Here is a 23,491-nt window from a genome sequence, read left to right on the forward strand (position 1 = left end):
ACTATAAATTTGAATTTGTTTAAATTACGGATGAAAAATATGTTAAAGTTGTTAAAATCATTTTTTTTGGTTTATTTATTTGTCTTTTTTGCAAAATCGTATGCTCAAAATGATACTCTTTCAAAAAACAAGCCTTCCTATTTTAAAGATGTTCAATTTGGTGGTGGATTAGGTCTAGCAATTGGAAGTGGTTACACGGATATTTTTTTAGCACCAACAGCCTATAAGCCAATTACTACTACTACCATGATTGGTTTTGGATTAATTGGAAGTTATGTAAAGAGTAGTGGTGATTTTTCTTCTGTAATGTATGGTGCATCGGTAATTGGACTTGTAAATCCTGTTGAAGAATTGCAATTGTCTGCAGAGTTAGAGCAGTTAAGAGTAAACCTGAAATACGATACTTATGCTGGTTCTAAAAACACTGATGATTTTTGGAATACTGCTTTGTTTTTAGGTTTAGGATACCGTTCTGGTAATGTTACTATTGGTGCTCGTTATAATATTTTATATAGGGAGAAAAATAATGTGTATTCTCAGGCCTGGATGCCGTTTATGAGGGTTATTTTTTAATAATATTTTCTGAACCAAACTTTTTGCCATTCACGTTTTAATACCAAAAACGCAACTTGTTCAGATAGTTTAATCAAATCTGAACCGTCTAGCTTTTTAACTTCAGCCTCAGACACGTCTATTATGTAAAGTAAATTGAGATATTCTCCAAATTTATGCTGAATTAAATGAAGGATTTTATCTTGAACTCTGTTTTTAAATTCAAAAGGAAGTATACTTGAAGGAAGTTCGATGTTTTCATTTGCCAAACTAAAATCCTTATTAACTTGTTCAATTAATTTGAAATACAAATTTTCCTCTTCTGCTTGAGTGATTAATAGATCAATATTTTGTGGAGGGTTATACATTTCTTCCCATTAACATTTTACCAAAATTCTTCAACAAATCTTTCTTTTCCTCTGATATAGACATGCTTTCTAAAGTCTCAAAAGCTTTAAATGTGTACGTTTCAATAGCCTTTTTTGTTGCTTCCTTAGCGCCTGATTCGTCAAAAATACTTTTAACGGCTTCAATTTTCTCAGTATTGTCTGTTGGTTGTATTGAAAATAAATGACTTAATTGTTTTTGTTGATCAGGACTTGAAAATTCTTTTGCTTTCAAGTATAAATACGTCTTTTTGTTTTCTATAATGTCTCCACCTACTTGTTTGCCAAATGTTTCAGGATCTCCAAATGCGTCTAAATAATCATCTTGTATTTGAAAAGCAATCCCTAAATTTAAGCCAAAATCATAAATTAAGTTACAGTTTTCTTCTGAAGTTTTTGCAATTATTGCTCCCATTTTCATTGCTGCACCTAATAAAACCGCAGTTTTGTATTCAATCATTTTTAAATAAGACGGTATAGAAACGTCGTCTTTCGTTTCAAAATCCACATCGTATTGTTGGCCTTCGCAAACTTCTAGTGCTGTTTTGCTGAATAATTTGGCTAATGCTTGAAAAATAGATGGTTCATAGACTTCAAAATATTGATAGGCTAAAATTAACATGGCATCGCCTGAAAGAATTCCAGTGTTTAAATCCCATTTTTCATGTACCGTTTTCTTTCCTCTTCGTAGAGGAGCATCATCCATAATGTCATCATGTACTAAAGAAAAATTATGAAAAACTTCAACGGCAACAGCTGCAGACAATGCTTCTTTGTAATTGCCATCAAAAATATCTGCAGCCATCAAAGTTAAAACAGGCCTAATTCTTTTTCCGCCAAGGGATAAAATATATGAAATGGGCTCATAAAGATTTTTAGGTTGTTTATCTAAGTTGATATTTTCAAAATGATTTTTAATAACTTCTTGATAATCAGAAAGTGTTAACATGATGCTTTTTTTTTGCTAATTTAAGTTAATTACATGATATAAACGGAATATATCAAATGTTAAATTTTTGCAAATACTATGGAAACTATTTGCGTTTTAAAAGTTTCCATTATACATTTGCACCGTTAAATAGTATCACCATGCAAGTGTTAAGTTTAGAACTAGATCAAAATCAGTCGAATTTTTTTATTAAAGTTAGAAAGAATTTGGCTTCTTATTTAAAGAATAAAATTCAGCATTCTTCTGGATTTGTATTGGTTAGGAATCAAAAAGTAGAAAATGTGTCCTTACAATTCGATTTAGTAATTGAAGCTGAAAACAAAATTAAATACACAGATTCAAAAGGCTTTTTAAAACTAAGGAAAAATTCTTCTATTCATTTTCAGTCTGTTTCTTATCAGAGAATAAACGACAACATCAGTTTTATAAAAGGTTATGTGACGATAAACAACATAACAAAAATGGTTGAGTTAGAAGCATATGTGAAAACGGAGAAAATCAGAAATGGAAAATCTAAAGTGATTTTTGATGTTGTAGGAGAAATTAACAAAAAAGATTTTGGTTTAGGGGTAGATGAACAAGTAACTATAAATGGGTTTGCTTTTGGGAAAAATATAAATATTGAAGGAAATTTTGAATTTTTAAGTAATTAAATATGGCTTGCGAAATTAAAAACAAAATAATCGCTAAATCTACAGATATGTTTTTAAAGCTTGGCTTTAAAAGTGTAACCATGGATGATATTGCAAGTGAAATGTGCATGTCTAAAAAAACGATTTACAAATATTTTAGCAATAAAGAAATATTGATTGAGCAAGGTACTGAAATGGTTAGAGAAAAGTTTCATTCTTTAATGGGTGAAGTGATTTCTAAAAATTACAATGCCATTAAGGAAAATTTTGAAATCCGTAAGATGTTTAAAGAAATGTTTCAAGCCGTTGACCATTCACCAGCGTTTCAATTGAAAAAACACTATCCAGAAATCTATGAAAAAATGATGCAGGATGAGGTTAAAGAGTGTGAGTCTGTATTTACCCAAAATGTACATAAAGGAATAGCAGAAGGATTGTACAGAGCTGACACAGATGTTGCAATAGCAGTTAAATTTTATTATACATTGATTTTTTCTATCAATGAAAACACCTCTTTAGAAAAAGAAGCCTCATTTCTGGAATTGAAAGCATTAGAGTATCATACAAGAGCTATTGCAACTACAAAAGGAGTACAAGAATTAGAAGATAATTTAAAATTAATAAATCCATAACCAAAAATGAAAAATAAACTAATCATTGCTTTAGCATTTTTTACTAGTGTAATTCAAGCGCAAGTAAAGGAGTTAACCTTGAAAGACGCTTTACAATATGCGTTAGAAAATAAAACTGATGCTAAAAAAGCAAAACTAGATGTAGAAAATAGTAGTCATCAAATCGCAGAAGTTAGAGCAATGGCATTGCCACAAATAAATTTGAATGGTGGATTAACCTATAATCCCATTTTACAAAAAAGTGCATTGCCAGGTGATTTACTAGGTGCGCCTGGACAAGTGATTTTGGTGCCTTTCGGACAGGAATGGAACAGTACTGCTGTAGCTTCTTTGTCTCAAAATTTATTTAATCAATCTGTTTTTACAGGATTAAAAGCTGCCAAAACCACACGAGAGTTCTATCAAGTAAATCAGCAATTAACAGAAGAGCAATTGATTGAGAAAGTTTCTTCAAGTTATTATCAAGTATATGTATATCAGCAAAAGTTAAAAAATGCTGAAAGCAATTTAGAGTCAACAAAAAAAGTAAAGGATATTATTACTGGTCAATATCAAAATGGTTTGGCTAGAAAAATTGATTTGGATAGAATATCTGTTAAAGTGAGTAATCTTGAAGCAATTAAATTGCAATTAATAAATGCAGTGCAATTACAAGAAAATACTCTAAAGTTTTTTATTGGAATGCCAATGGATCAACAAATTAAATTGCCAATTAATACTATGGATGTTACAGCACTTGCTTTTGAGCAAACCACTGAGGTTTCTAAAAGAACAGAAATGGCAGTGCTAAGAAAACAAGAAGAACTACTTGGTTTTAAAAAGAAATCCTTTTTGGCAGAATATTACCCATCGTTGTCTTTAACGGCTAATTATGGTTATCAAGGATTAGGAGCTAAAATGCCTTGGTTTGTAAAACCAGCTGACGGTGTTTACTGGACTAACTTTTCTTCAATAGGTTTAAATTTAAATGTTCCTGTGTTTAACGGTTTTTCTACTCGTTCTAGAGTGAGACAAGCAGAGGTGAGTTTAAAGAAAATCCAAGAAGATATTAAAGATACGGAATTGGCTTTGAATTATCAATTCGAAAATGCTAAAACACAAATCAATAATAGTGTTATTAATGTAAGTACTCAAGAACAAAACATGAAATTAGCTAAAGAAGTTTTGGATAATACCAAGAATAATTATTTAAATGGATTAGCTACTTTAACAGAATTGTTAGATGCTGAAAATGCTTTAACAGAAGCACAAAATAATTTTACTACGGCTCAATTAGAATACAAATTGGCTGAAATTCAAATAATTAAATCAAAAGGAGAACTTAAAAATTTACTAAACTAATAATCAAATGAAAAAAATAATTTATATCGGTATAAGTGTAGCATTAGTTGGTGGTGCAGTTGTAACATTGATGAATAATAAAAAACAAAACGAAGCTGATACAGCAATTGTAGCTCAAGAAAATAATGCGGTTGCAGTTAGAGTTGCAGAAGTAGTTACAGGAGCTTTGGATGATAATTTTGTTGCTAATGGGAATTTTGCTCCGGCTCAAGAATTAAATTTAGCAGCTGAATTTTCAGGAAAGGTAATTAGCGTTTTAGTTAAAGAAGGAGATAGAGTAGCTAAAGGTCAAACATTAGTTATTATTAGAGGAGATGTTGCTAATGTTGAAGCACAAACGGCAAATGCAAATTATCAAAATGCACTTAATGATTACAATCGTTTTGAAAGTGCTTTTAAAACAGGAGGTGTTACTAAACAACAATTAGATCAGGCTCGTATCAATATGGTTAATGCTAAATCGCGTTTAACACAAGCGAACATTCATGTTGGAGATACAAGAGTAAAAGCGCCATTTAGTGGAATTATCAATAAAAAATACATTGAAGTAGGAACTATTTTGAGCGCCATGCCGCCAACACAAATGTTCGAAATTGTAAACACTAGTTCTCTAAAATTAAAAGTAAGTGTTAGTGAAAGTCAAGTGGCACAATTAAAAGTGGGCTCAATTGTAAAAGTAAAAGCTACAGTTTATCCTGATAAAGAATATGTTGGAAAAGTAACTTTTGTAGCTCCAAAGGCAGATGAATCTTTAAATTTCCCTATTGAAGTAGCTGTGACTAATAATCCCAATAATGAAATCAAAGCAGGAATGTATGGTTCTGTAGTATTTGGTTCCACATCTGCAAATCAACCTGAAATTATGTACATCCCAAGAAATGCATTTGTAGGAAGTGTAAATAGTAATCAAGTTTTTGTTGTAGAAAATGAAACTGCAGTTTTGAAAAAAGTTGTAGCTGGTAAAGTTTATGGTAATAAAGTTGAAATTTTAAGTGGCTTAAAAAACGGCGATGTTGTTGTAACAAGTGGTCAAATTAATTTAAGTGACAATACAAAAGTTTCAATCGTAAAATAAGTAAAATAATATGAAAATTGTAGACATATCAATTAAAAGACCTTCTGTGGTTATCGTATTATTTACGATACTTTTATTAGGCGGTTTGTATAGTTATAAACAGTTGAGTTATGAATTAATTCCAAAATTCGAAGTTAATGTAGTAACCGTTTCAACTGTTTATCCAGGTGCTTCTCCAAATGAAGTAGAAAATACTGTTACAAAGAAAATTGAAGATGCGGTTTCGACTATGGAAAATATTAAAAAACTAGAGTCGAAATCTTATGAAAGTTTATCTGTTGTTATGATCACCTTAACGGCTGATGCAAATGCAGATTATGCTTTAAATGATGCTCAACGTAAAATTAATGCGGTTTTAAAAGATTTGCCTGAAGATGTTGATCCGCCTTCATTGAGTAAGTTTTCATTGAGTGATTTTCCAATCATGACAATTGGAGCTACTGCTCAAATGGATGAAGTAGAATTTTACGACTTGTTAGATAAGAAAATACAACCTATTATTTCTCGTGTTGCTGGTGTAGCACAAGTAAACCTAATTGGAGGTCAAGAAAGAGAAATTAAAGTGAGCTTAGATGCTGTTAAATTACAAGGATTTGGATTGTCAGTTCCTCAAGTACAGCAAGCAGTATTGTCTTCTAATTTAGATTTTCCTACCGGTAATATAAAAACAAGAGAAAATAGTACTACTATTCGTTTGTCTGGAAAATATAAAACGGTGGAAGAATTAAGAAACTTGGTTGTTGCTTCACAAAATGGGGCTCAAATAAGGTTAGGTGATGTAGCAGATGTACAAGATGCTCAAAAAGATGTAACTAAGATTTCAAGAATTAATCAAAAAAGTTCAATCTTATTGCAAGTAATTAAACAATCCGATGCGAATGCTGTTGAAGTAAGTAAAAAAGTAAAAGAAGCTATCGCAAAAATTGAGAAGGATTATGTAAAATCTAATTTAAAATTAAAGGTAGCAAACGACAGTAGTGAGTTTACTTTAACTGCTGCTGATTCCGTAATTCACGATTTGTTTTTAGCGGTTATCTTGGTGGCTTTTGTAATGCTATTCTTCTTACACAGTTTAAGAAATGCGCTTATAGTAATGGTTTCTATCCCAGCATCGTTGATTGCAACATTTATTGGTATTTCATTAATGGGATATACATTAAACTTAATGAGTTTATTAGGACTTTCATTGGTTGTTGGTATTTTGGTTGATGATGCCATTGTGGTGCTAGAAAACATACACCGTCACATGGAAATGGGTAAAAACAAAGTGCGTGCGGCTTATGATGGTGCAGCTGAAATTGGATTTACTGTAACAGCTATTACTTTAGTAATTGTTGTGGTATTCTTGCCTATTGCAATGAGTACAGGTTTGGTTTCTAATATTATTACACAATTCTGTGTAACAGTAGTAATTGCAACCTTGTTGTCGTTATTAGCATCATTTACAATTGTTCCTTGGTTGTTTTCTAGATTTGGAAAATTAGAACACTTGAATAGAGAGTCTATTTTTGGAAAAATTATTATTGGTTTTGAAAGTTATTTAGAGCAATTTACACACAAAGTGTCTGATGTTTTAAAATGGTCGTTAAACCATAAAAAAACAACGTTAGCTATTATGTTAGTTGCTTTTTTTGGTTCTACAATTGGATTGTTAGGTGGTGGATTTATTGGGGGTGAATTCTTTGCTCAAACTGATAAAGGAGAGTTCTTAGTTCAAATTGAAATGCCTAAAGATGTTTCAGTTGAACAAACGAATTTTATGACACAAAAAGCAGAAGCGTTTTTAAGGAAAGATAAAAATGTTGTGGATTTAATTACAACTGTAGGACAAACCAGTGAAGGAATGGGAGCTACAACTTCAACAGCATATAAAGCAGAAATTTTAGTTTCCTTAGTAGAAAAATCAAAACGTAATGATGATTCATTTATTTATGCAGCAAAAATAAAACGTGAGTTGCAAAAGGTGTTGGTTGGTGCAAAAGTAAAAACAGTTCCAATGGGATTACTTGGTGCAAATGAGGCTCCAATTGTATTGACGGTTACAGGTTCTAATCTTGATGATGTAATGGCATTTGCGCAAAAAGCTGCTGCTGAATTGAAAAAAATTCCGGGTTCTACGGAAATTAAATTGACTTCAGAAGCTGGAAATCCAGAAATTAAAGTTCAAGTTGATAGAGATAAAATGGCTGCATTAGGTCTGAATTTACAAACCGTTGGTTTAACAATGCAAACAGCATTTAACGGAAATACCGATGGTAAATTTAGAGCAGGTCAGTATGAGTATGATATCAACATCCGTTTCAATGAAAATGATCGTTCTAATATTAAAGATGTAAATAATTTAATATTTACAAATAATATGGGACAACAAGTGAAATTGTCACAATTTGCAGAGGTAATTGAAAGTTCAGGCCCAAGTATGTTGGAACGTAGAGATAAAAGTACTTCGGTTACTGTACAAGCACAATCCGTTGGTCGTCCATCAGGAACTGTAGCAACAGAATGGGAAGCTGTGTTCTCTAAAATGGAACGTCCTGCTGGTGTTAACTATGTTTGGGGAGGTGATATGGAAAACCAAACAGAAGGATTTGGTACTTTGGGAGTAGCATTGTTAGCTGCAATTATCTTAGTATATTTAGTAATGGTTGCTTTATACGACGATTTTGTTACGCCTTTTGTAGTGTTGTTCTCAATTCCGTTATCTTTTATTGGTGCCTTATTTGCATTGGCTTTAACAGATAATTCATTAAATATCTTTACTATTTTAGGTATTATTATGTTGATTGGATTAGTAACTAAAAATGCTATTTTACTAGTAGACTTCGCTAATCATAGAAAAGCAGAAGGTGAAACTACTTTTAATGCGTTGATACAAGCCAATCATGCTCGTTTAAGACCGATCTTAATGACTACAATTGCTATGGTGATTGGTATGATTCCAATTGCATTGGCTAAAGGTGCAGCAGCAGAAATGAATAATGGTTTAGCTTGGGTAATTATTGGAGGTTTAATTTCATCTTTATTCTTAACCTTAGTGGTGGTACCTGTGGTATATGCTATTTTTGATAGTCTAAAAAGAAGATTTGGAAAGGCTGAAAAAGTAAACTATAGTGAATTAATGGTTGCTAACTATGAACACAAAGAATTAAGTGAAGATGGTTTCACCCCAAAACACGAATTATAAAATAGTATATATTAAAAAAAGCTGCTTCAAGTGAAGCAGCTTTTTTTGTTTTAGATAATTAATACGTTGTAAAAAAGAGTATTAAATTTTTTATTTATTTTTTTAATAAATCTCTAATTTCAGCTAATAATTGTTCTTGCGTTGGTCCAGCTGGCGCGGCAGGAGCAGGTTCTTCTTTCTTTTTCATTGAATTTAATCCTTTAACCATTAAGAAAATTACAAAGGCAATTACCAAAAAGCTAATAATAGCAGCTAAAAATTTACCATATAAAATTCCACCATCTGTTTTTAAACCCGCTAAATCTTCAACTTGTGCCGCTTTTAAAGCTGGATTTAATAAAGCTGGAGTGATAACATCAGAAACTAATGAAGTAACAATGGCACTAAATGCACCACCAATGATAACCCCTACGGCAAGATCCATAACATTGCCTTTTGCAATAAAATCTTTAAATTCTTTTAACATAAATTAATTGTTTAATTAGTTTGGTAAATCGAAGTTATGAAAATTTTAACAATATTTTTAATTTTTATAAAAAATTCTTTTAACTCTTTGTGAAATACTAGTTAAGATTTCGTAAGGTATGGTTTGTAAAACTTCTGCCATTTCAACTACCGTTGGAGAATTACCAAATATAATTACTTCATCTAACTCACTACAAGGTATGTTTGTCACGTCTACCATTAACATGTCCATGCAAACATTGCCTAAAATCCTCGCTTTTTGATTGTGAATTGTTACATAACCTTTTTCATTTCCCCATGCTCTTCTTATGCCGTCAGCATAACCAATAGGAACTGTTGCAACTCGAATAGGTTGAGTAACCATAAATTTTCTGCTGTAACCTATGCTTTCTTCTGGAGCCACCGCTCTAATTTGAAGTATTATACTTTTTAAGGTGCTTACTTGTTGTAACTGTTTGTTCTCTTCTTCAGAATTTCCAACCCCATACAATCCAATGCCTAATCGAACCATATCTAATTGATATTTACTATAGTTAAATATTCCAGAAGTGTTTAATATATGTTCAATTGGTTTAATTTCTAGTTTTTCTTTTAATTCTTTAGCAAAATTATGATATCGTTCTACTTGCAGCTCTGTAAAAGAAGTATATTCTAAAGCGTCACTTGCGGCTAAGTGTGTGAAAATGCTAGTGACCTCTATTAAATTGTTTTGACGTAATAAATTTACTAAATCTTTTATGTCTTTATATTCAAATCCTTGTCTGTGCATCCCCGTATCAATTTTGATATGAATAGGGTATTTGCTTACGTTTTTTTCTTTGCAAACTTTTAAAAAAGCTTCTAAAGCACTTATCGAATAGATTTCCGGTTCTAAATTATAGGCAATCATGGTATGAAAACTACTCGTTTCCGGATTCATAATCATAATTGGCATTGTAATTCCTGCTTTTCTTAAGTCAACACCTTCATCTGCAAAAGCAACACCAAGGTAATTGACTTTTAAAAATTCTAAATGTTTGGCTAACTCATACCCTCCGTTGCCATAACCAAAGGCTTTTACCATTACCATTACTTTGGTTTCTGGTTTAAGTTTTGATTTGTAAAAATTGAGGTTATAAGTAATGGCATCGAGATTAATTTCTAATATCGTTTCGTGTTTTTTCTCCTCTAAAAGAACTACAATTTCATCAAAATGAAAGCTACGTGCACCTTTAACTAAAATGGTTTCATTTTGAAATGATTGGGTGTTAAATTGTTGTAAAAAAGCTTGGGTAGTGGGAAAAGATATTACATTAGGTAAATGCTCTAAATGTTTGCCAATGGTTTCTCCAATGGTAATAATTCGATCGATCTTGTTGTTTTGAAGTGCTTTTGTCACATTTTGATACAATTGATCAACCGCTAAGCCACTCTGAAAAATATCAGATAAAATGATGGTTTTTTTATCATGTAATTTTTGTTGGTCTAAAAAGTCTAACGCTATCTTTAACGATTGATAATCACTAGAAAAACTGTCGTCAATCAGTAAGCAATTGTTAATGCCTTTTTTGGCTTGTAATCGTATTTCAACAGCATATAAATTAGCAACTCGTTCTTTTATAGTGGCGTTATCTACTTTCAAGTAAGCTAAAGTTGCAATACAGGTTAAAGCATTTTCAATTGATATGTCATCTAAAAAAGGTAGGGTAACAACTATTTTTTCGGTATGTAATTGGAGTTCTAAAGTTGTTTTTTGATTGTTTTTAACTTTGGAAATCACAAAAATATCTGCGGCAGGATTATCAAAACTCCACGTAAAGCTAGGGACAGAAAGGTGTTTTTCTATGAAATCATTTTTTTCTAAAATAACAACTTTGCAATGTATAAATAATTGGGTTTTTTCTTTAACTTTTTCTTCAATAGTCGTGAATCCTTCGTTATGGGCATCACCTAAATGAGTGAAAATTCCAATAGTAGGTTGGATTATTTTTTCCAATAGTAACATTTCATTGCGTTGTGAAATGCCTGCTTCAAAAATTCCTAAATTGTGTTTTTCATTAATTCCAAATATGGATAAAGGAACACCAACTTGCGAATTAAAACTTTTTGGACTTCTAACAATAAAGTAATCCGGACTCAATAAAAAATTCAACCATTCTTTTACAATGGTTTTTCCATTACTTCCAGTAATAGCAATGGTTTCTAATTCTTGAAATTCAGCTTTATATTTTTGGGCTAATTTTTGTAATGCTTCAGTGGTGTTATTAACCACACAAAAATGTGCTTTGTCTTTAACTTCTGAAGGAATGTATTCAACTACAAAATATTCAACGCCTTTTTGAATTAATCCTTCTATATATTGATGCGCATCGTGATTGTGTCCTTTTAAACAGAAAAACAAAGTAGAATTCCCGTTTTGTAACGAACGACTGTCTATAGAAATGTGGTCTATATTTTCAACATTTGTAAAACCTAAAGTTTTAACAATATTACTAATAGCTTTATTCAACTTTTTTTTAAACAAATGTAATGATATTATGCAAGTAATGCAATTAACACAATTTTATCAGTATAACCCCTGAATTCAGTTGATGTAGCTTTTTTTTGATTAAATATCTTTGCTAAGCCTTTAAAAGGTAGTTAAAAAACTACAAAGGTAGAAATACAAATATTTTAGAGAATATAAAAATTGATAAATGGATACTACTATTAACTTTTAATGATTTTAATGGTTAAGGTAAACAGAATTATTGATCCAAAGATTTGATTATGATAATTAAAATTGGTTGTTAATAGATTTCATAGTAAATAATTATATGATTTAATAAATAAAAAATACTTGCGCAAGTGAATCAGAGTCCTAACTGATTTAAAATGTTTAGGAGACAATTAAAATTAAATTAAATAAAATGAAAAACATCGAAAAATTAGAGAATGGTTTGTCAATTGTTCAATTAGAAGAAAGATTTGAATTAACAGTTGCAGAAGGTGATAGCTCAGTAAGTATTGAAGGACACTACCATGAAGCAAAATAATTTAGAAAGCGGATTAACGATTTCGCAATTAGAAGAGCGATTTGAAATGGTTGCTGCTTCAGATAGCGATGTGAATATTGATATTCATACTGGTCCAGGTTCAGTGCAAGTAGGTACGCACTTCAATTTTTAAATAATTTTTAAAACTTAAGATTAGATTTCTAATCTTAAGTTTTTTCAAATCTTAAATTAATGATAAACAATAACTTTCAAATAACTAAAAACAAAGAAAATCAATTTATATTAGAAATAAATGAAAAGAGTTTTCTAGTTGGAGAAGTTGTTTATATGATTTTGTCGAGAATTAAAAAATCGATATCTGAAGATGAAATTGTTGATGATATTAAAGGAATTAAAGGTTATGAAAATTTCACTATTTTAAAATTACATCAGTTTCTAGAAAATGAAATTACACCATTGTTTAATTCACAATTGAATGATAGTAAAAATCCAGTAAAAAAAATATTTACAGTAATCAAACCTGAAAAACATCTTAATTATTTTTCATTCTTAATTAAGTTATTTCATTTGAATTTTTTTTGGACCGCTTTTATTTTTCAATTAGTAATTAGTAGTTTGTTTATTTATAAAAACCTATCTTTTTATAATCAAATGGCAGAATTTAAAATAGAATGGTTTTTTTCTTTTTTCTTTTTAGTTTTTATTATGCTAATTCATGAATTAGGTCATGTTGTAGCTTCTTTAAAATTTAAAATAATACCAAAGGAAATTGGATTTGGCTTCTATTTTATTTATCCTGCGTTATATACAAATCTTACACAAATTTGGAAGCTAAATAAATTTGAAAAAGTTATAGTCAATTTAGGAGGAATTTATTTTCAATTGTTTATTAATTTGATTTTAATAGGTCTTTTTTATTGGTTAAATGATTATAAAAATCTGTTGTTTTTATTTTTTACAATCAATTTTGGTATAATCTTATTTAATCTTAATCCCTTTTTTAAGTTTGATGGATATTGGGTTTTTTCGGATGTTTTAAAAATTCCAAATCTTAGAGCTAAAGCAAATGCATATTTAGTTTCATTAATAAAACTAAATGGTTCAAGAAAAAATGAGATAGTTATAGTGAAAGTTTATGCAGTGTTGTATTTTGTTTTTATGCTATTCATTTGGTGTTTAATTACAAAATATATAGTGCTAAATTTTGATATTTTTTTTAAAAGAATAAAAACTTTTCATTCAATAAAGAATAATCTCGATTATCTCTTGGGATATGTTATAACATTAATTCTAGCTTTTAGGATTGTGTACGGTTTTGTTTTTTCATACTATAAAATTAGAAAGAATGATAAAAGGAATTAAGGCTTGTTTTTTTGATATTGATGCTATAAAATTAAGGAAAATTGAAGCAGAATTTAAAAAATCTTGGATGATCAATAAAAGAAAATTAAGTGCTTCTGAAGCATTTTGTTCGGCAAGTTTTCAGGTTTTTTTACCCAACATGAATTATAAAGATCACCATAAAAATTTTATGAAAGTTTTTTTTAATTCAAGTTTAGCTAAGTATGAAAGATTGAACTTTAAGTTGATTGACACTATTAATGATGAAGATTTTGTTTTTCCAAATACGGATAAAGGTTTTATTATAGCTGGATTTCATTATGGTTCATATCATCTAATTTCATCCTATTTAATTAAGAATAATAAAAAATTTATAGTAGCAGTAAATGAAACAGTTGCAGTTAAAAAAAATATAATTGACGAGAGTAATAAAGGTCTTCAGGAATACAAAAAAGCACACCCTTCAATTGATATAGAAGAAATACAATATTTGTCTGTTCAAGATGAACTTTTTGTTTTTAAAGCAAAGGAATTATTAAATGAAGGATTCATATTATTAATGTTTGTTGACGGAAATAGTGGTTTGGATGGAATAATGAAGTTTGAAAGTAAAAATAGAGTTGAGCTTAGCTTTATGGGACAGGTTGTGAAAGTAAAATATGGTCTTCCTTCATTAAGTTATGCGTTTAATGTGCCAATATTACCTGTTATTTCAACTAGAATTAGAAAAAATAAAATGAAGATTACTTCTTTTGATTTAATTCATCCGGATAGAAGTATGTCTAGGGAGGATTTTAGTAAAAGTTCAATTATTAATATATATAAAATCCTTGAAAAAGTTGTTAAGGCAAATCCGTTAGAATGGGATGGTTGGTTATATATTCATAGATGGTTAGATATTACCAATTTAAAGGCTACAGAAAATCAATCGAATACCAATAAGAAATTAAAAAAGTTAAAGTTTAATTCTAAAAAATATGCATTCTTTTCCTTAGGAGAAAACAATTTTTTATTGGATAAAAATACTCATTTGTCTTATGAAATTGATGCAGATATAACCGATGTTATTTTTAGTAAAAATGTTACAAAATGCAATAGAACGATAATTCAAAATTGCATTGAAAAAAATATACTCATATAAAATAATTTAAATAAACCAAAAATAGTATTAAATGGAAAAGCAATTTGAAAATTTTAGAAATGAAGTGAATTTGTTTTTAGCAAAAAAATTTGAAATAAATCATGGGATTAATAATCAGTTAAAGATTACGGAAGCCTTAAGTTTAGATAGTTTAGATTTAATTGATTTAGTCGTATATCTTGAGGAAGAATATAAAGTTAAGGTTAAAGCGGAAAATTTTGCCGATTTTAACTGTTTAAATGATTTACATCTTTTTCTTTATGAAGAAACACAAGCTTTATTAACCAAGTAGCAAAAAATATCAAATTAAAAATTAATAAAAATGAGAAATTTAATTTTTTTTATAATACTAAGCTTTGCCATGTCAAGTAAAGCACAAAATAAATTAACTATTGAAGTAAATGGTTTTAATAATGATAAAGGACAATTAATTCTTGGGATTTGTGATAAGGAAGTTCAGTTTTTAAAAGAATTTACTTATAAGAAAATTGAAAAAATTACTAATGGAAAAGTTTTAGTGGTTTTTGATAATATTCCAAGTGGAGAATATGCTGTTTCGTTATTTCATGATGAAAACAATAATAATAACTTAGATACTAATGAATATGGTATGCCTATTGAAAAATTTGGTTTTTCAAATAATGCTAAAGGAAAGTTTGGTCCGCCTAAATATAATGATGCAAAAATTAGTATCAATCAGAACACGGAAATTAAAATTAGTTTAAACTAAATCTTCAATGGAAAATAAGATAGCTATCGTTACAGGTGGGTCAAGAGGAATTGGTAGGGCAATTTGTCATGAATTAGCAAGCAAAAATATCCATGTTCTGATTAATTATAAAAGTAATAAAGAGGCAGCAAATTTGGTTGAAGAAGAAATAAAAAAAATGGGTTATTCTGCTGAAACAATTGCTTTTGATGTGAGTTCATTTGAAGAGACTGCAAAGGCAATTGAGGATTGGAAATTGAAGAATCTAGGTAAAAAGATTTCAATTCTTGTTAACAATGCCGGTATAATAAATGATAGTGTTTTTTTAATGATGACTAAGGATAACTGGAACAATGTTATAAATACTTCATTAGGCGGTTTTTACAATGTAACACAAGCAGTAATTGGCGATATGTTAAGAGAAAGATTTGGCGTTGTTGTAAATATTGCATCTGTAGCGGGTTTAACAGGTATTGCCGGTCAGGCAAATTATGCAGCTGCTAAAGCAGGATTGATAGGTGTAACTAAGTCTTTAGCTGTAGAGTTTGCTAAAAGAAATGTAAGAGTAAATGCTGTAGCGCCAGGTTTTATTACTACAGATATGACAAGCCCTTTAAATCAAGACCAACTTAAAAATACAATTCCGATGAATCGATTTGGTAATCCTGAAGAAGTAGCTAAATGTGTAGGGTTTTTAGTTTCAAATGATAGTAGCTATATAACGGGTGAGGTAATTTCTGTTAACGGTGGAATGCATACATAAATATGGAAAGAAGAGTAGTAATAACAGGCTTAGGAATTCATTCTTGTTTGGGTGAATCTATTGATGAGGTAAAACAATCTCTTTTTGAAGGAAAATCAGGTATCGTATTTGATGAAGAGCGCATAAAATTTGGTTATCAATCTGGATTAACGGGTTATGTTAGCGAACCAGATTTAAGTCAATTTTTATCAAGAAAACAGAGATTGGGTATTGGTCAGCCTACAAAATATGCATATATAGCATTGAAAAGAGCGCTTGAAGACGCTAACATCAATGATACTTTTTTCGAATCTAATGAAGTAGGAATTTTGATTGGTAATGATAGTACTGTCGTTGATTCATCTGAATCTTTAGATTTGTTGAAGTTAAAAAAAGACACGTCTTTACTTGGAGCGTCTCATATATTTAAAAGTATGAATTCCACCGTTACCATGAATTTAGCTACTATTTTTAAAATTAGAGGAATTAATTTAACTATTAGTGCCGCATGTGCAAGTGGTTCTCATTCTGTAGGATTGGGTTACAATTTAATTAAATGTGGACAGCAAGATGTAGTTATTTGTGGAGGTGCTCAAGAGACTGGATTAATTTCAATGGCAACTTTTGATGCATTAGGTGTTTTTTCTAAAAATAACACTAATCCCCAAAAAGCGTCAAGGCCTTTTGATAAAAATAGAGATGGATTGGTGCCTAGTGGTGGTGGTGCAATATTAATTTTAGAAGAATATGAAAGTGCCCTAAAAAGAGGAGCTAAAATTTATGGGGAAATTTTATCGTATGCTTTCAGTTCTAATGGTTCAGACCATTTATCTACCCCTAATGTAAGTGGTCCGCAAAGAGCTATGGAAAAAGCAGTACAAATTGCAGGTATTAATAAATGTGAGATTGATTATATCAATGCGCATGCTACATCTACTCCTGTTGGAGATATTAATGAAGCAAAAGCCATTTTAAATGTATTTGGTGAAACTTGCCCGCCCGTTTCTTCAACAAAGTCGTTGACAGGTCATGAATGTTGGATGGCGGGAGCAAGTGAACTAATTTATTCAATCATAATGATGAAAAATGGTTTTATTGCTCCAAATATTAATGTTGAGGAAATAGATGAAGACTGTAAACAGTTGCCTCTAATTACAAAAACTGAAAGTAAAGAAATTAATACTTTTTTGTCAAATTCTTTTGGTTTTGGAGGGACTAATGCTGCTATCATTATAAAAAATATGAAATAAAGTATTTAAGTTTTTGTAGCTAAAATAGAAATTAATTATTTAGAAAATATGCTTGTAGATGCTAAAAATGTTGAGAATTATGTTCCGCAAAGATCCCCAATTTTGTTAGTAGATAATTTATTAGAAATAGATGGATCTAAAGCCCATACTAGTTATCAGATTAAAGATAGTGTTTTTGTTAGTAACTCAGATTTCGAATATCATGGTGTGATTGAACATTTGGCTCAGTCTTCAGCTTTGTTTTATGGTTATTTGCATGGTAACAAAATAGGTATGATTGGATCAATAAGTAGATTAAAAAAAGAACAATTTGAGTTAAAAATTCACGATGTTATAGAATCTGAAATTAATTTAATGATGGAATTTAATGATTTAATTTCTGTCAAGGCAAAGTCTTTTTTTGATGGAATTGAGATTATGAGTTGTGATATGACATTGCATTTTGATTCTAGTAAATAAATAGTATGGAACTCGAAGGTGTATTTAAAATTAAAAATTTGACTAGCGTTGACAATCAATTCACATGTCAAATAGATTTAAACTTTAGCCATAGTTTGTTTGATGGGCATTTTAGAAATTATCCCATTGTGCCTGGAGTAGTAGAACTCTATATTTTAAAAAAAATAATAATGTCAGCTGTAAAAAATGAAAATATTTCTTTAGAATCTATTGACAAAGTAAAATTTGTTAATCCAATTTTCGAAAACGAACTTTCTTTTGCTGTTAATGTGCAAATTGAAAACGCTTCCAATAATAATAACCTTAAAGTTAAAGCTTCCTTTACAAGTTTAAACAATAAAATGTTTATGAGTTTTAATGGATTATATAAATTATATTAAAATGTTTAAATTATCAAAAATTCTTTTCTTTTTATTCTTTTTACAAATTGTTTTTTCTCAAGAAAAGAAAATAGTTCTTAAAATAAAAACAGATGATATTTTATGTGAAAATGTAATTACAGATAAAAAAATCAATGTATTTACAATAAACAATGATGAAAAAAAACTCGTCTTTAGTAAAGTATTTACGGAATGTTTTATTGAGTTTAAATTACCAGAAAATAATGTTGATTTCCAATTCGAAGTAAGTTCGTCAGGATATGAAGTTGGAATTTTGGATTTTTCTACAAGAGATAAAGACTTTGTAGAAACAACTTATTTATTGATGGAGTTGAAAAGTAAAGCGACTCAAAAACAAATTGAAACTGTTGTGGTTAAATCCAATTTAAACAAATTTATAAAAGTTGATGCTGATAAAACAATAGTTCAAATTAAAGATAATCCAGTATATGATTCAGGAACATCTTATGATGCAATTTCTAAGTTGCCAGGAATTATGATGGCTCCAACTGGAGGTGGTTTTTCCATAAATGGGAAGAGCTTAGTTGTTTATTTAGATGGTGTTCAAACTAATTTACGAGGAGAAGATTTGAACACTTATTTACAAAGTTTACCGGCCAATTACGTTGAAAAAGTAGAAATTATTGAAAATCCTGGTGCTGCATATGATGCAAATACTTCTGGAGGGATAGTTAATATAATTACTCAAGGTAAGGGTGTTAAAGGAATTAATGGTAGTATGGGGCTTTTTTACTCTAAAAATAATTATGATAAAATTACTCCTTCTGTTATTTTAAATGGTACATATAAAAAAGTGGGATTTAATTTGTATAGTGGCTATACCTATTATGAATCTGAAAAAGCTACTACTTCAGATTATGGATTTTCTTATTTTAATCCAGTCCAAAATTATGTTAGAGAGAATGTGTCTACTCCAATCAAAAGGGTCTTTTTCTTTAGGCCTTCTTTAAATTTTAATCTTTCTAAAAAGTCTAAATTAATTTTTAATTATGTATTGAATAATTATAATATTTATTTAAATAATAGTGGAGATTTTTTTAATCTTAATGGAGCCTCATCATTAAATTTGAATAACTCTACTACATCAAATGATAATAAAACTTTTAATGAATTGGTTGGAAAATTACAAAATAAATTGTCTGATAATGCCAATTTTGATGTTGTTTTATATTATTCTAATTTAAATAAAAAGCAAAGTTCATATTCTGAACAATTGATTAATAATAATCCACAGTATGGAAAATTGTTTTTTGATTTTGATTCATCTAATTTTTATGTAAAAACAGATTTAAACTCAGGTTTTTCTAATTTAGATTTAAAGTATAATTTAGGTTTTAAATACGATATTTTGCAAGTACATAATGATGGAAATTATTTGTTAAATCAAAACAATATTAATGATTTAAATGCTAATTTTAATGAATATAAAAAATTCTTTTTTAACCAAAGTTCTTTTGCTTCGTATTTCGACTTAAAAAAGAAAATATGGAATATTAATTTAACTGGAGGTTTAAGATGGGAATTGGTTCAGTTTTCAAGTGATTTGAATAGTAATAGATTAAATGAATTAAAATATTCAAATTTATTCCCTTCTTTTTCAGTTAATTACGCAGTAAATTCAATGTTGAAATTGTTCTGTAATTATAGTAGAAAAATTGAGATTCCTGCGTATTCTTATTTAGATCCTAATAACTTTGGAAATTTCGATAGTTATAATTCTGAAATTGGGAATCCGTTATTGAGAGCTAATTTTTCTAGTAATTATAGAGCAGGTATTAGTTTTATGAACTTTTTTAATTTAACATATAATTTTTCTTTTTTAAGAAGTTCCAATTTTAGATATTTTCAAGTTGAACCCAATTCAATTTTAACTAATGATTCCTTTAAAACATTTTATACTATCAGAAATACAAATATTAATCTTTCATTTCCATTACCTTTAGAAATTATATCAAAAGGTGTTAAATATGTTCAGGATAATTCTTCTTCACCCGATAAGCTTAATTATTTGTATTTTAATATTGCCTACAATAACCATGATGTAGGTGATTATGTATACAATTTTGAGAGGAAACCATTTTGGTTTTATAATATTAATGCACAATTTAACATGCCTTATCAAACAAAATTTATCGCTCAATATTCTAGAGTGTCTAAGGGGACTTATCAAATTTTCGACTTAATAGAGCCTATTCAGTTTTTTAATTGTTCGATAACTAAATCCTTTTTTAATAAAAAATTAAAAGTATTAATTGGAGTAGATGATTTATTTAATACTAATAAAATTCATGGGTTTAGTATTTTTGATAATTTAAACGCTTATTACAAAGAAAAACAGGATACACGTATGTATAATTTCAGAATTACGTATCATTTTGGGAATAGTAAAAATGTGAAAAATGAGAATTTTGAAATAGAAAAAGAACAAAAAGAAGTGGAAAAAGAAAAGACTATGATTAATACTAAACTGTAAATTATGTTTAAAGTTTTTTTAATAATGTTTTTGTTTTTGATGAATACAATTGTAGGTCAAAATAAAAAATTAACTATAGAAGTTACTGGTTTCGAAAACAATAAAGGTCAAGTGGTTGTTGGGTTATGTAATAGTGAAAAAACTTTTTTAAAAGTATTTGTTTATGGGAAAACTCAAAAAATTGAAAATAAAAAAGCTATTATTGTTTTTGATAATATTCCAGTCGGAGAATACGCTGTTTGTATATTTCATGATGAAAATTTAAATAATAAATTAGATTCTAATTTTTTTAAAATTCCAACGGAAGATTTTGGTTTTTCAAATAATGTTCGAGGCTATTTTGGTCCTCCTGAGTATAAAGAAGCAAAGTTTATGTTGCATTCAAATAAAAATATTTCAATAAAAGTAAATTAGCTTTAAAGAAGAATAATGAAGTTCATTATTCTTCTTCTTTACTTTCTCGCATAGCCTTATAATAAGCAGCTCTACTTAAAGGTTCGTATTCGTCTGTTTCACCTAATAAAACTAGGTTTTCACTTGTGGCTTTTCTATAACTAAAATGGGCTAAATTACCTGTTCTTGTACAAACGGCATGTACTTTAGTAACGTATTCTGCAGTAGCCATTAATGCAGGCATAGGACCGAATGGATTGCCTTTAAAATCCATGTCTAATCCGGCTACAATTACACGTATTCCACTATTCGCTAAATCATTGCAAACAGCTACAATTTCATCGTCAAAAAATTGGGCCTCATCAATACCTATTACGTCGCAACCTTGAGCTAAAATTCTAATGTTTTCTGCTGCTGGTACTGGAGTAGAACGAATTTCATTTTTGTTGTGTGAAACCACCATTTCTTCATGGTAGCGCGTGTCAATTGCAGGTTTGAAAATTTCAACTTTCTGTTTGGCAAATTGGGCTCTTTTTAATCGACGAATTAATTCTTCTGTTTTGCCAGAAAACATAGAGCCGCAGATTACTTCAATCCAGCCAAATTGTTCTTCTTGATTTACGGTATTTTCGAGAAACATTTTTTAAAACTTTAGGCTTACATGTGTAAAAAATAGTAACTTTGTAAGTATAACAAAAGTATTAAAAATCGTTTACAACTTAATTTATTCTGCAAAAAGTTATGAAGAAAAAAATCGAAGCCGAATTAGTAAGCCTTGCTCATCGTTTATTAAAAATGAATAATTATAAAGATACTGTTCAATTGCATAACGATGTAAAAAAATTGTACGACCAATTAACTTTGTTGCGTTTCTATGAAGAAAATTTCACAACGATAGAAAGCGATATGGGGGTTGCAGCATATGAAGAAAAAGTTGAAAAAGTGATTGTTGGAACGATTGAAATTCCAGAGGAAGAATTGGAAGATGAAGTAGTGGAGTTGGCTTCTCCAGAAAATATAGAAAAAATTGAGCAAGAGTTAATGGAAAATGTAAAGGTTACACATGATGCACCTATTTTTAATGAAGTTGTTAGTAATGTTGTTGAAGTAGTTGAGGATAAAAAGGAAACGGAAGAAGTAATCTTGCCTGATCCAATAGGCGATGCAAAAAAAGAAAACATCACCACTGAATTGCCTAAAGAAACGACAATTATTGGTACCAAAGTCACAAAACAAATTACTATTGATGAGGTTTTAGTGCACGATTATCAAGATACTTTGTTTGTTAAAAAAGAAGATATAATTCCTGTTCCTGTTTTTGATGATGTAAAAATTGTTGAAGAACAAAAGGTGGAAGAAGTAAAGCCTGAAAGTGTAGTGGAAGAAGTAAAACCTGTTGTTGAAGAACCTAAAGTAGCCGCAAAAACAGAAGGAAATGTTGGAAAAGGGATTGTGTTGACTTTAAACGATAAAATAGCTTTTGAAAAGAATCTTTTTGCAGGTAATACCGAAGATTTAAATCGTGTTATTTCTCAACTAAATACTTTTACTTCGTTAGATGAGGCTAGGTCTTTTGTGTTAGATTTTGTAAAACCGGATTACAATAATTGGTCTGGAAAGGATGAATATGAAACTCGTTTCTTAGAAATCGTAGAAAATAAATTTAAATAATGATTTTAGAGATTGTATTTCTAATTTCTAAATTATAAACTTAAATGTCAAAACTCTATATCGTTCCCACGCCCATTGGTAACCTTGAAGACATGACTTTCAGAGCCATAAAAGTGCTGAAAGAAGTGGATTGTATTTTAGCAGAAGATACACGTAATAGTGGTAAGTTGCTCAAACACTTTGAAATAGGTACGCCTATGCAAAGTCATCATATGCACAACGAACATAAAACAGTAGAAACACTAGTAAAACGGATGCAGGCTGGGGAAACGATAGCATTAATTTCAGATGCGGGAACTCCTGCGATTTCTGATCCAGGATTTCTTTTGACCCGTGCTTGTGTTGAAAACGGAATTGCAGTGGAATGTTTACCGGGTGCGACTGCTTTTGTACCTGCATTGGTGAATAGTGGGTTGCCAAATGATAAATTTGTTTTTGAAGGCTTCTTGCCAGATAAGAAAGGCCGACAAACTCGTTTTTTAGCATTAGCAGAAGAAACTCGTACCATGATTTTATATGTGTCTCCTCATAAATTACTGAAAACCTTAGCCGAATTTATTCAGTATTTTGGTGCGGACCGACACGTTACCGTATCCCGTGAATTGTCTAAATTACACGAAGAAACGGTGAGGGGAACTGCGGAAGAAGTATTGAAGTACTTTGAAAGCAAGCCTCCTAAAGGTGAAATTGTGGTTTGTGTGGCGGGGAAGAAGTGATTTA

General features: G+C 29.7%; 25 protein-coding genes. 20 read left to right on the top strand and 5 right to left on the bottom strand.

Features of this window, described 5'->3' with window-relative positions:
- Positions 1-39 precede the first annotated feature (39 nt).
- Positions 40-573, top strand: coding sequence for a hypothetical protein (locus KQS_RS01140; protein ID WP_041252154.1), 534 nt, complete (start codon positions 40-42; stop codon positions 571-573).
- Here KQS_RS01140 and KQS_RS01145 read toward each other — a convergent pair.
- Positions 570-920, bottom strand: a complete 351-nt coding sequence (locus tag KQS_RS01145) for a hypothetical protein (RefSeq protein WP_014387371.1) — start codon at positions 918-920, stop codon at positions 570-572. The genes KQS_RS01140 and KQS_RS01145 overlap by 4 nt on opposite strands.
- Positions 913-1,887, bottom strand: a complete 975-nt coding sequence (locus KQS_RS01150; protein ID WP_014387372.1) for a polyprenyl synthetase family protein — start codon at positions 1,885-1,887, stop codon at positions 913-915. Before KQS_RS01150 ends, KQS_RS01145 begins: the two co-directional genes overlap by 8 nt.
- Positions 1,888-2,027: 140 nt before the next feature.
- On the opposite strand from KQS_RS01150, the gene KQS_RS01155 reads away from it, so the two are divergent.
- The 5 genes from KQS_RS01155 to KQS_RS01175 are packed head-to-tail and all read left to right on the top strand — an operon-like array spanning position 2,028 to position 8,751.
- Complete coding sequence (locus KQS_RS01155) at positions 2,028-2,540, top strand: YceI family protein (protein ID WP_014387373.1); 513 nt, start codon at positions 2,028-2,030, stop codon at positions 2,538-2,540.
- Between the two features lie 2 nt (positions 2,541-2,542).
- Positions 2,543-3,151: a TetR/AcrR family transcriptional regulator gene (locus KQS_RS01160; RefSeq protein ID WP_014387374.1), complete on the top strand. Its 609-nt coding sequence runs from the start codon at positions 2,543-2,545 to the stop codon at positions 3,149-3,151.
- 6 nt (positions 3,152-3,157) lie between these two features.
- Entirely contained in the window at positions 3,158-4,492 is a 1,335-nt protein-coding gene (locus KQS_RS01165; RefSeq protein WP_014387375.1) for a TolC family protein, read from the top strand.
- Between the two features lie 7 nt (positions 4,493-4,499).
- A complete protein-coding gene (locus tag KQS_RS01170; RefSeq protein WP_014387376.1) occupies positions 4,500-5,567 on the top strand; it encodes an efflux RND transporter periplasmic adaptor subunit in 1,068 nt (355 codons plus the stop codon).
- A gap of 10 nt (positions 5,568-5,577) precedes the next feature.
- Complete coding sequence (locus KQS_RS01175) at positions 5,578-8,751, top strand: efflux RND transporter permease subunit (protein WP_014387377.1); 3,174 nt, start codon at positions 5,578-5,580, stop codon at positions 8,749-8,751.
- Between the two features lie 94 nt (positions 8,752-8,845).
- Here KQS_RS01175 and mscL read toward each other — a convergent pair whose 3' ends face one another.
- Positions 8,846-9,217, bottom strand: a complete 372-nt coding sequence (mscL, locus tag KQS_RS01180) for a large conductance mechanosensitive channel protein MscL (protein ID WP_014387378.1) — start codon at positions 9,215-9,217, stop codon at positions 8,846-8,848.
- 57 nt (positions 9,218-9,274) lie between these two features.
- Positions 9,275-11,704, bottom strand: coding sequence for a bifunctional UDP-N-acetylmuramoyl-tripeptide:D-alanyl-D-alanine ligase/alanine racemase (locus KQS_RS01185; protein WP_014387379.1), 2,430 nt, complete (start codon positions 11,702-11,704; stop codon positions 9,275-9,277).
- A 400-nt stretch (positions 11,705-12,104) separates the two neighbouring features.
- On the opposite strand from KQS_RS01185, the gene KQS_RS14640 reads away from it, so the two are divergent.
- Genes KQS_RS14640 through KQS_RS01235 form a run of 12 tightly spaced genes read left to right on the top strand, consistent with a single transcriptional unit; the run spans position 12,105 to position 21,121 of the window.
- Positions 12,105-12,230, top strand: a complete 126-nt coding sequence (locus KQS_RS14640; protein WP_262487923.1) for a hypothetical protein — start codon at positions 12,105-12,107, stop codon at positions 12,228-12,230.
- Entirely contained in the window at positions 12,217-12,363 is a 147-nt protein-coding gene (locus tag KQS_RS14270) for a hypothetical protein (RefSeq protein ID WP_157868375.1), read from the top strand. The genes KQS_RS14640 and KQS_RS14270 overlap by 14 nt, the downstream gene beginning before the upstream one ends.
- Positions 12,364-12,422: 59 nt before the next feature.
- Complete coding sequence (locus KQS_RS13905) at positions 12,423-13,553, top strand: zinc metalloprotease (RefSeq protein WP_014387380.1); 1,131 nt, start codon at positions 12,423-12,425, stop codon at positions 13,551-13,553.
- Positions 13,537-14,673: a lysophospholipid acyltransferase family protein gene (locus tag KQS_RS01195; RefSeq protein ID WP_014387381.1), complete on the top strand. Its 1,137-nt coding sequence runs from the start codon at positions 13,537-13,539 to the stop codon at positions 14,671-14,673. Before KQS_RS13905 ends, KQS_RS01195 begins: the two co-directional genes overlap by 17 nt.
- Positions 14,674-14,704: 31 nt before the next feature.
- A complete protein-coding gene (locus tag KQS_RS01200) occupies positions 14,705-14,965 on the top strand; it encodes an acyl carrier protein (protein ID WP_014387382.1) in 261 nt (86 codons plus the stop codon).
- A 30-nt stretch (positions 14,966-14,995) separates the two neighbouring features.
- A complete protein-coding gene (locus KQS_RS01205) occupies positions 14,996-15,403 on the top strand; it encodes a DUF2141 domain-containing protein (protein WP_014387383.1) in 408 nt (135 codons plus the stop codon).
- A 7-nt stretch (positions 15,404-15,410) separates the two neighbouring features.
- The gene (fabG, locus tag KQS_RS01210; protein WP_014387384.1) at positions 15,411-16,145 is read left to right on the top strand and encodes a 3-oxoacyl-ACP reductase FabG; all 735 of its coding nucleotides are present in this window, start codon (positions 15,411-15,413) and stop codon (positions 16,143-16,145) included.
- Positions 16,146-16,147: 2 nt separating this feature from the next.
- Positions 16,148-17,374: a beta-ketoacyl-[acyl-carrier-protein] synthase family protein gene (locus KQS_RS01215; RefSeq protein ID WP_014387385.1), complete on the top strand. Its 1,227-nt coding sequence runs from the start codon at positions 16,148-16,150 to the stop codon at positions 17,372-17,374.
- 48 nt (positions 17,375-17,422) lie between these two features.
- Positions 17,423-17,833, top strand: a complete 411-nt coding sequence (locus KQS_RS01220) for a hotdog family protein (RefSeq protein WP_014387386.1) — start codon at positions 17,423-17,425, stop codon at positions 17,831-17,833.
- A 5-nt stretch (positions 17,834-17,838) separates the two neighbouring features.
- A complete protein-coding gene (locus tag KQS_RS01225) occupies positions 17,839-18,213 on the top strand; it encodes a hotdog family protein (RefSeq protein WP_014387387.1) in 375 nt (124 codons plus the stop codon).
- A gap of 1 nt (position 18,214) precedes the next feature.
- Entirely contained in the window at positions 18,215-20,707 is a 2,493-nt protein-coding gene (locus tag KQS_RS01230; protein WP_014387388.1) for an outer membrane beta-barrel protein, read from the top strand.
- Between the two features lie 3 nt (positions 20,708-20,710).
- On the top strand, positions 20,711-21,121 hold the full coding sequence (locus KQS_RS01235; RefSeq protein ID WP_014387389.1) for a DUF2141 domain-containing protein: 411 nt from the start codon (positions 20,711-20,713) through the stop codon (positions 21,119-21,121).
- A 25-nt stretch (positions 21,122-21,146) separates the two neighbouring features.
- Here the strand turns inward: KQS_RS01235 and KQS_RS01240 are convergent, their stop codons facing one another.
- On the bottom strand, positions 21,147-21,740 hold the full coding sequence (locus KQS_RS01240) for a thymidine kinase (protein ID WP_014387390.1): 594 nt from the start codon (positions 21,738-21,740) through the stop codon (positions 21,147-21,149).
- A 101-nt stretch (positions 21,741-21,841) separates the two neighbouring features.
- Between KQS_RS01240 and KQS_RS13910 the strand changes: the two genes are divergently transcribed.
- Together KQS_RS13910 and rsmI are read left to right on the top strand one after the other, a co-directional pair.
- On the top strand, positions 21,842-22,771 hold the full coding sequence (locus KQS_RS13910) for a hypothetical protein (protein ID WP_014387391.1): 930 nt from the start codon (positions 21,842-21,844) through the stop codon (positions 22,769-22,771).
- Positions 22,772-22,815: 44 nt separating this feature from the next.
- On the top strand, positions 22,816-23,487 hold the full coding sequence (gene rsmI / locus KQS_RS01250) for a 16S rRNA (cytidine(1402)-2'-O)-methyltransferase (protein ID WP_014387392.1): 672 nt from the start codon (positions 22,816-22,818) through the stop codon (positions 23,485-23,487).
- The last annotated feature ends 4 nt before the right edge of the window (positions 23,488-23,491 follow it).

The sequence above is a fragment of the Flavobacterium indicum GPTSA100-9 = DSM 17447 genome (assembly GCF_000455605.1).
In the GTDB taxonomy this organism is placed as follows: domain Bacteria; phylum Bacteroidota; class Bacteroidia; order Flavobacteriales; family Flavobacteriaceae; genus Flavobacterium; species Flavobacterium indicum.

Excerpts from the sequence above, each read along its gene's own strand:
- KQS_RS01140 (WP_041252154.1), top strand. The coding sequence starts at position 40 with ATGTTAAAGTTGTTAAAATCATTTTTTTTGGTTTATTTATTTGTCTTT.
- KQS_RS01145 (WP_014387371.1), bottom strand. The coding sequence starts at position 920 with ATGTATAACCCTCCACAAAATATTGATCTATTAATCACTCAAGCAGAA.
- KQS_RS01150 (WP_014387372.1), bottom strand. The coding sequence starts at position 1,887 with ATGTTAACACTTTCTGATTATCAAGAAGTTATTAAAAATCATTTTGAA.
- KQS_RS01155 (WP_014387373.1), top strand. The coding sequence starts at position 2,028 with ATGCAAGTGTTAAGTTTAGAACTAGATCAAAATCAGTCGAATTTTTTT.
- KQS_RS01160 (WP_014387374.1), top strand. The coding sequence starts at position 2,543 with ATGGCTTGCGAAATTAAAAACAAAATAATCGCTAAATCTACAGATATG.
- KQS_RS01165 (WP_014387375.1), top strand. The coding sequence starts at position 3,158 with ATGAAAAATAAACTAATCATTGCTTTAGCATTTTTTACTAGTGTAATT.
- KQS_RS01170 (WP_014387376.1), top strand. The coding sequence starts at position 4,500 with ATGAAAAAAATAATTTATATCGGTATAAGTGTAGCATTAGTTGGTGGT.
- KQS_RS01175 (WP_014387377.1), top strand. The coding sequence starts at position 5,578 with ATGAAAATTGTAGACATATCAATTAAAAGACCTTCTGTGGTTATCGTA.
- mscL (WP_014387378.1), bottom strand. The coding sequence starts at position 9,217 with ATGTTAAAAGAATTTAAAGATTTTATTGCAAAAGGCAATGTTATGGAT.
- KQS_RS14640 (WP_262487923.1), top strand. The coding sequence starts at position 12,105 with ATGAAAAACATCGAAAAATTAGAGAATGGTTTGTCAATTGTTCAATTA.
- KQS_RS14270 (WP_157868375.1), top strand. The coding sequence starts at position 12,217 with ATGAAGCAAAATAATTTAGAAAGCGGATTAACGATTTCGCAATTAGAA.
- KQS_RS13905 (WP_014387380.1), top strand. The coding sequence starts at position 12,423 with ATGATAAACAATAACTTTCAAATAACTAAAAACAAAGAAAATCAATTT.
- KQS_RS01195 (WP_014387381.1), top strand. The coding sequence starts at position 13,537 with ATGATAAAAGGAATTAAGGCTTGTTTTTTTGATATTGATGCTATAAAA.
- KQS_RS01200 (WP_014387382.1), top strand. The coding sequence starts at position 14,705 with ATGGAAAAGCAATTTGAAAATTTTAGAAATGAAGTGAATTTGTTTTTA.
- KQS_RS01205 (WP_014387383.1), top strand. The coding sequence starts at position 14,996 with ATGAGAAATTTAATTTTTTTTATAATACTAAGCTTTGCCATGTCAAGT.
- fabG (WP_014387384.1), top strand. The coding sequence starts at position 15,411 with ATGGAAAATAAGATAGCTATCGTTACAGGTGGGTCAAGAGGAATTGGT.
- KQS_RS01215 (WP_014387385.1), top strand. The coding sequence starts at position 16,148 with ATGGAAAGAAGAGTAGTAATAACAGGCTTAGGAATTCATTCTTGTTTG.
- KQS_RS01220 (WP_014387386.1), top strand. The coding sequence starts at position 17,423 with ATGCTTGTAGATGCTAAAAATGTTGAGAATTATGTTCCGCAAAGATCC.
- KQS_RS01225 (WP_014387387.1), top strand. The coding sequence starts at position 17,839 with ATGGAACTCGAAGGTGTATTTAAAATTAAAAATTTGACTAGCGTTGAC.
- KQS_RS01230 (WP_014387388.1), top strand. The coding sequence starts at position 18,215 with ATGTTTAAATTATCAAAAATTCTTTTCTTTTTATTCTTTTTACAAATT.
- KQS_RS01235 (WP_014387389.1), top strand. The coding sequence starts at position 20,711 with ATGTTTAAAGTTTTTTTAATAATGTTTTTGTTTTTGATGAATACAATT.
- KQS_RS01240 (WP_014387390.1), bottom strand. The coding sequence starts at position 21,740 with ATGTTTCTCGAAAATACCGTAAATCAAGAAGAACAATTTGGCTGGATT.
- KQS_RS13910 (WP_014387391.1), top strand. The coding sequence starts at position 21,842 with ATGAAGAAAAAAATCGAAGCCGAATTAGTAAGCCTTGCTCATCGTTTA.
- rsmI (WP_014387392.1), top strand. The coding sequence starts at position 22,816 with ATGTCAAAACTCTATATCGTTCCCACGCCCATTGGTAACCTTGAAGAC.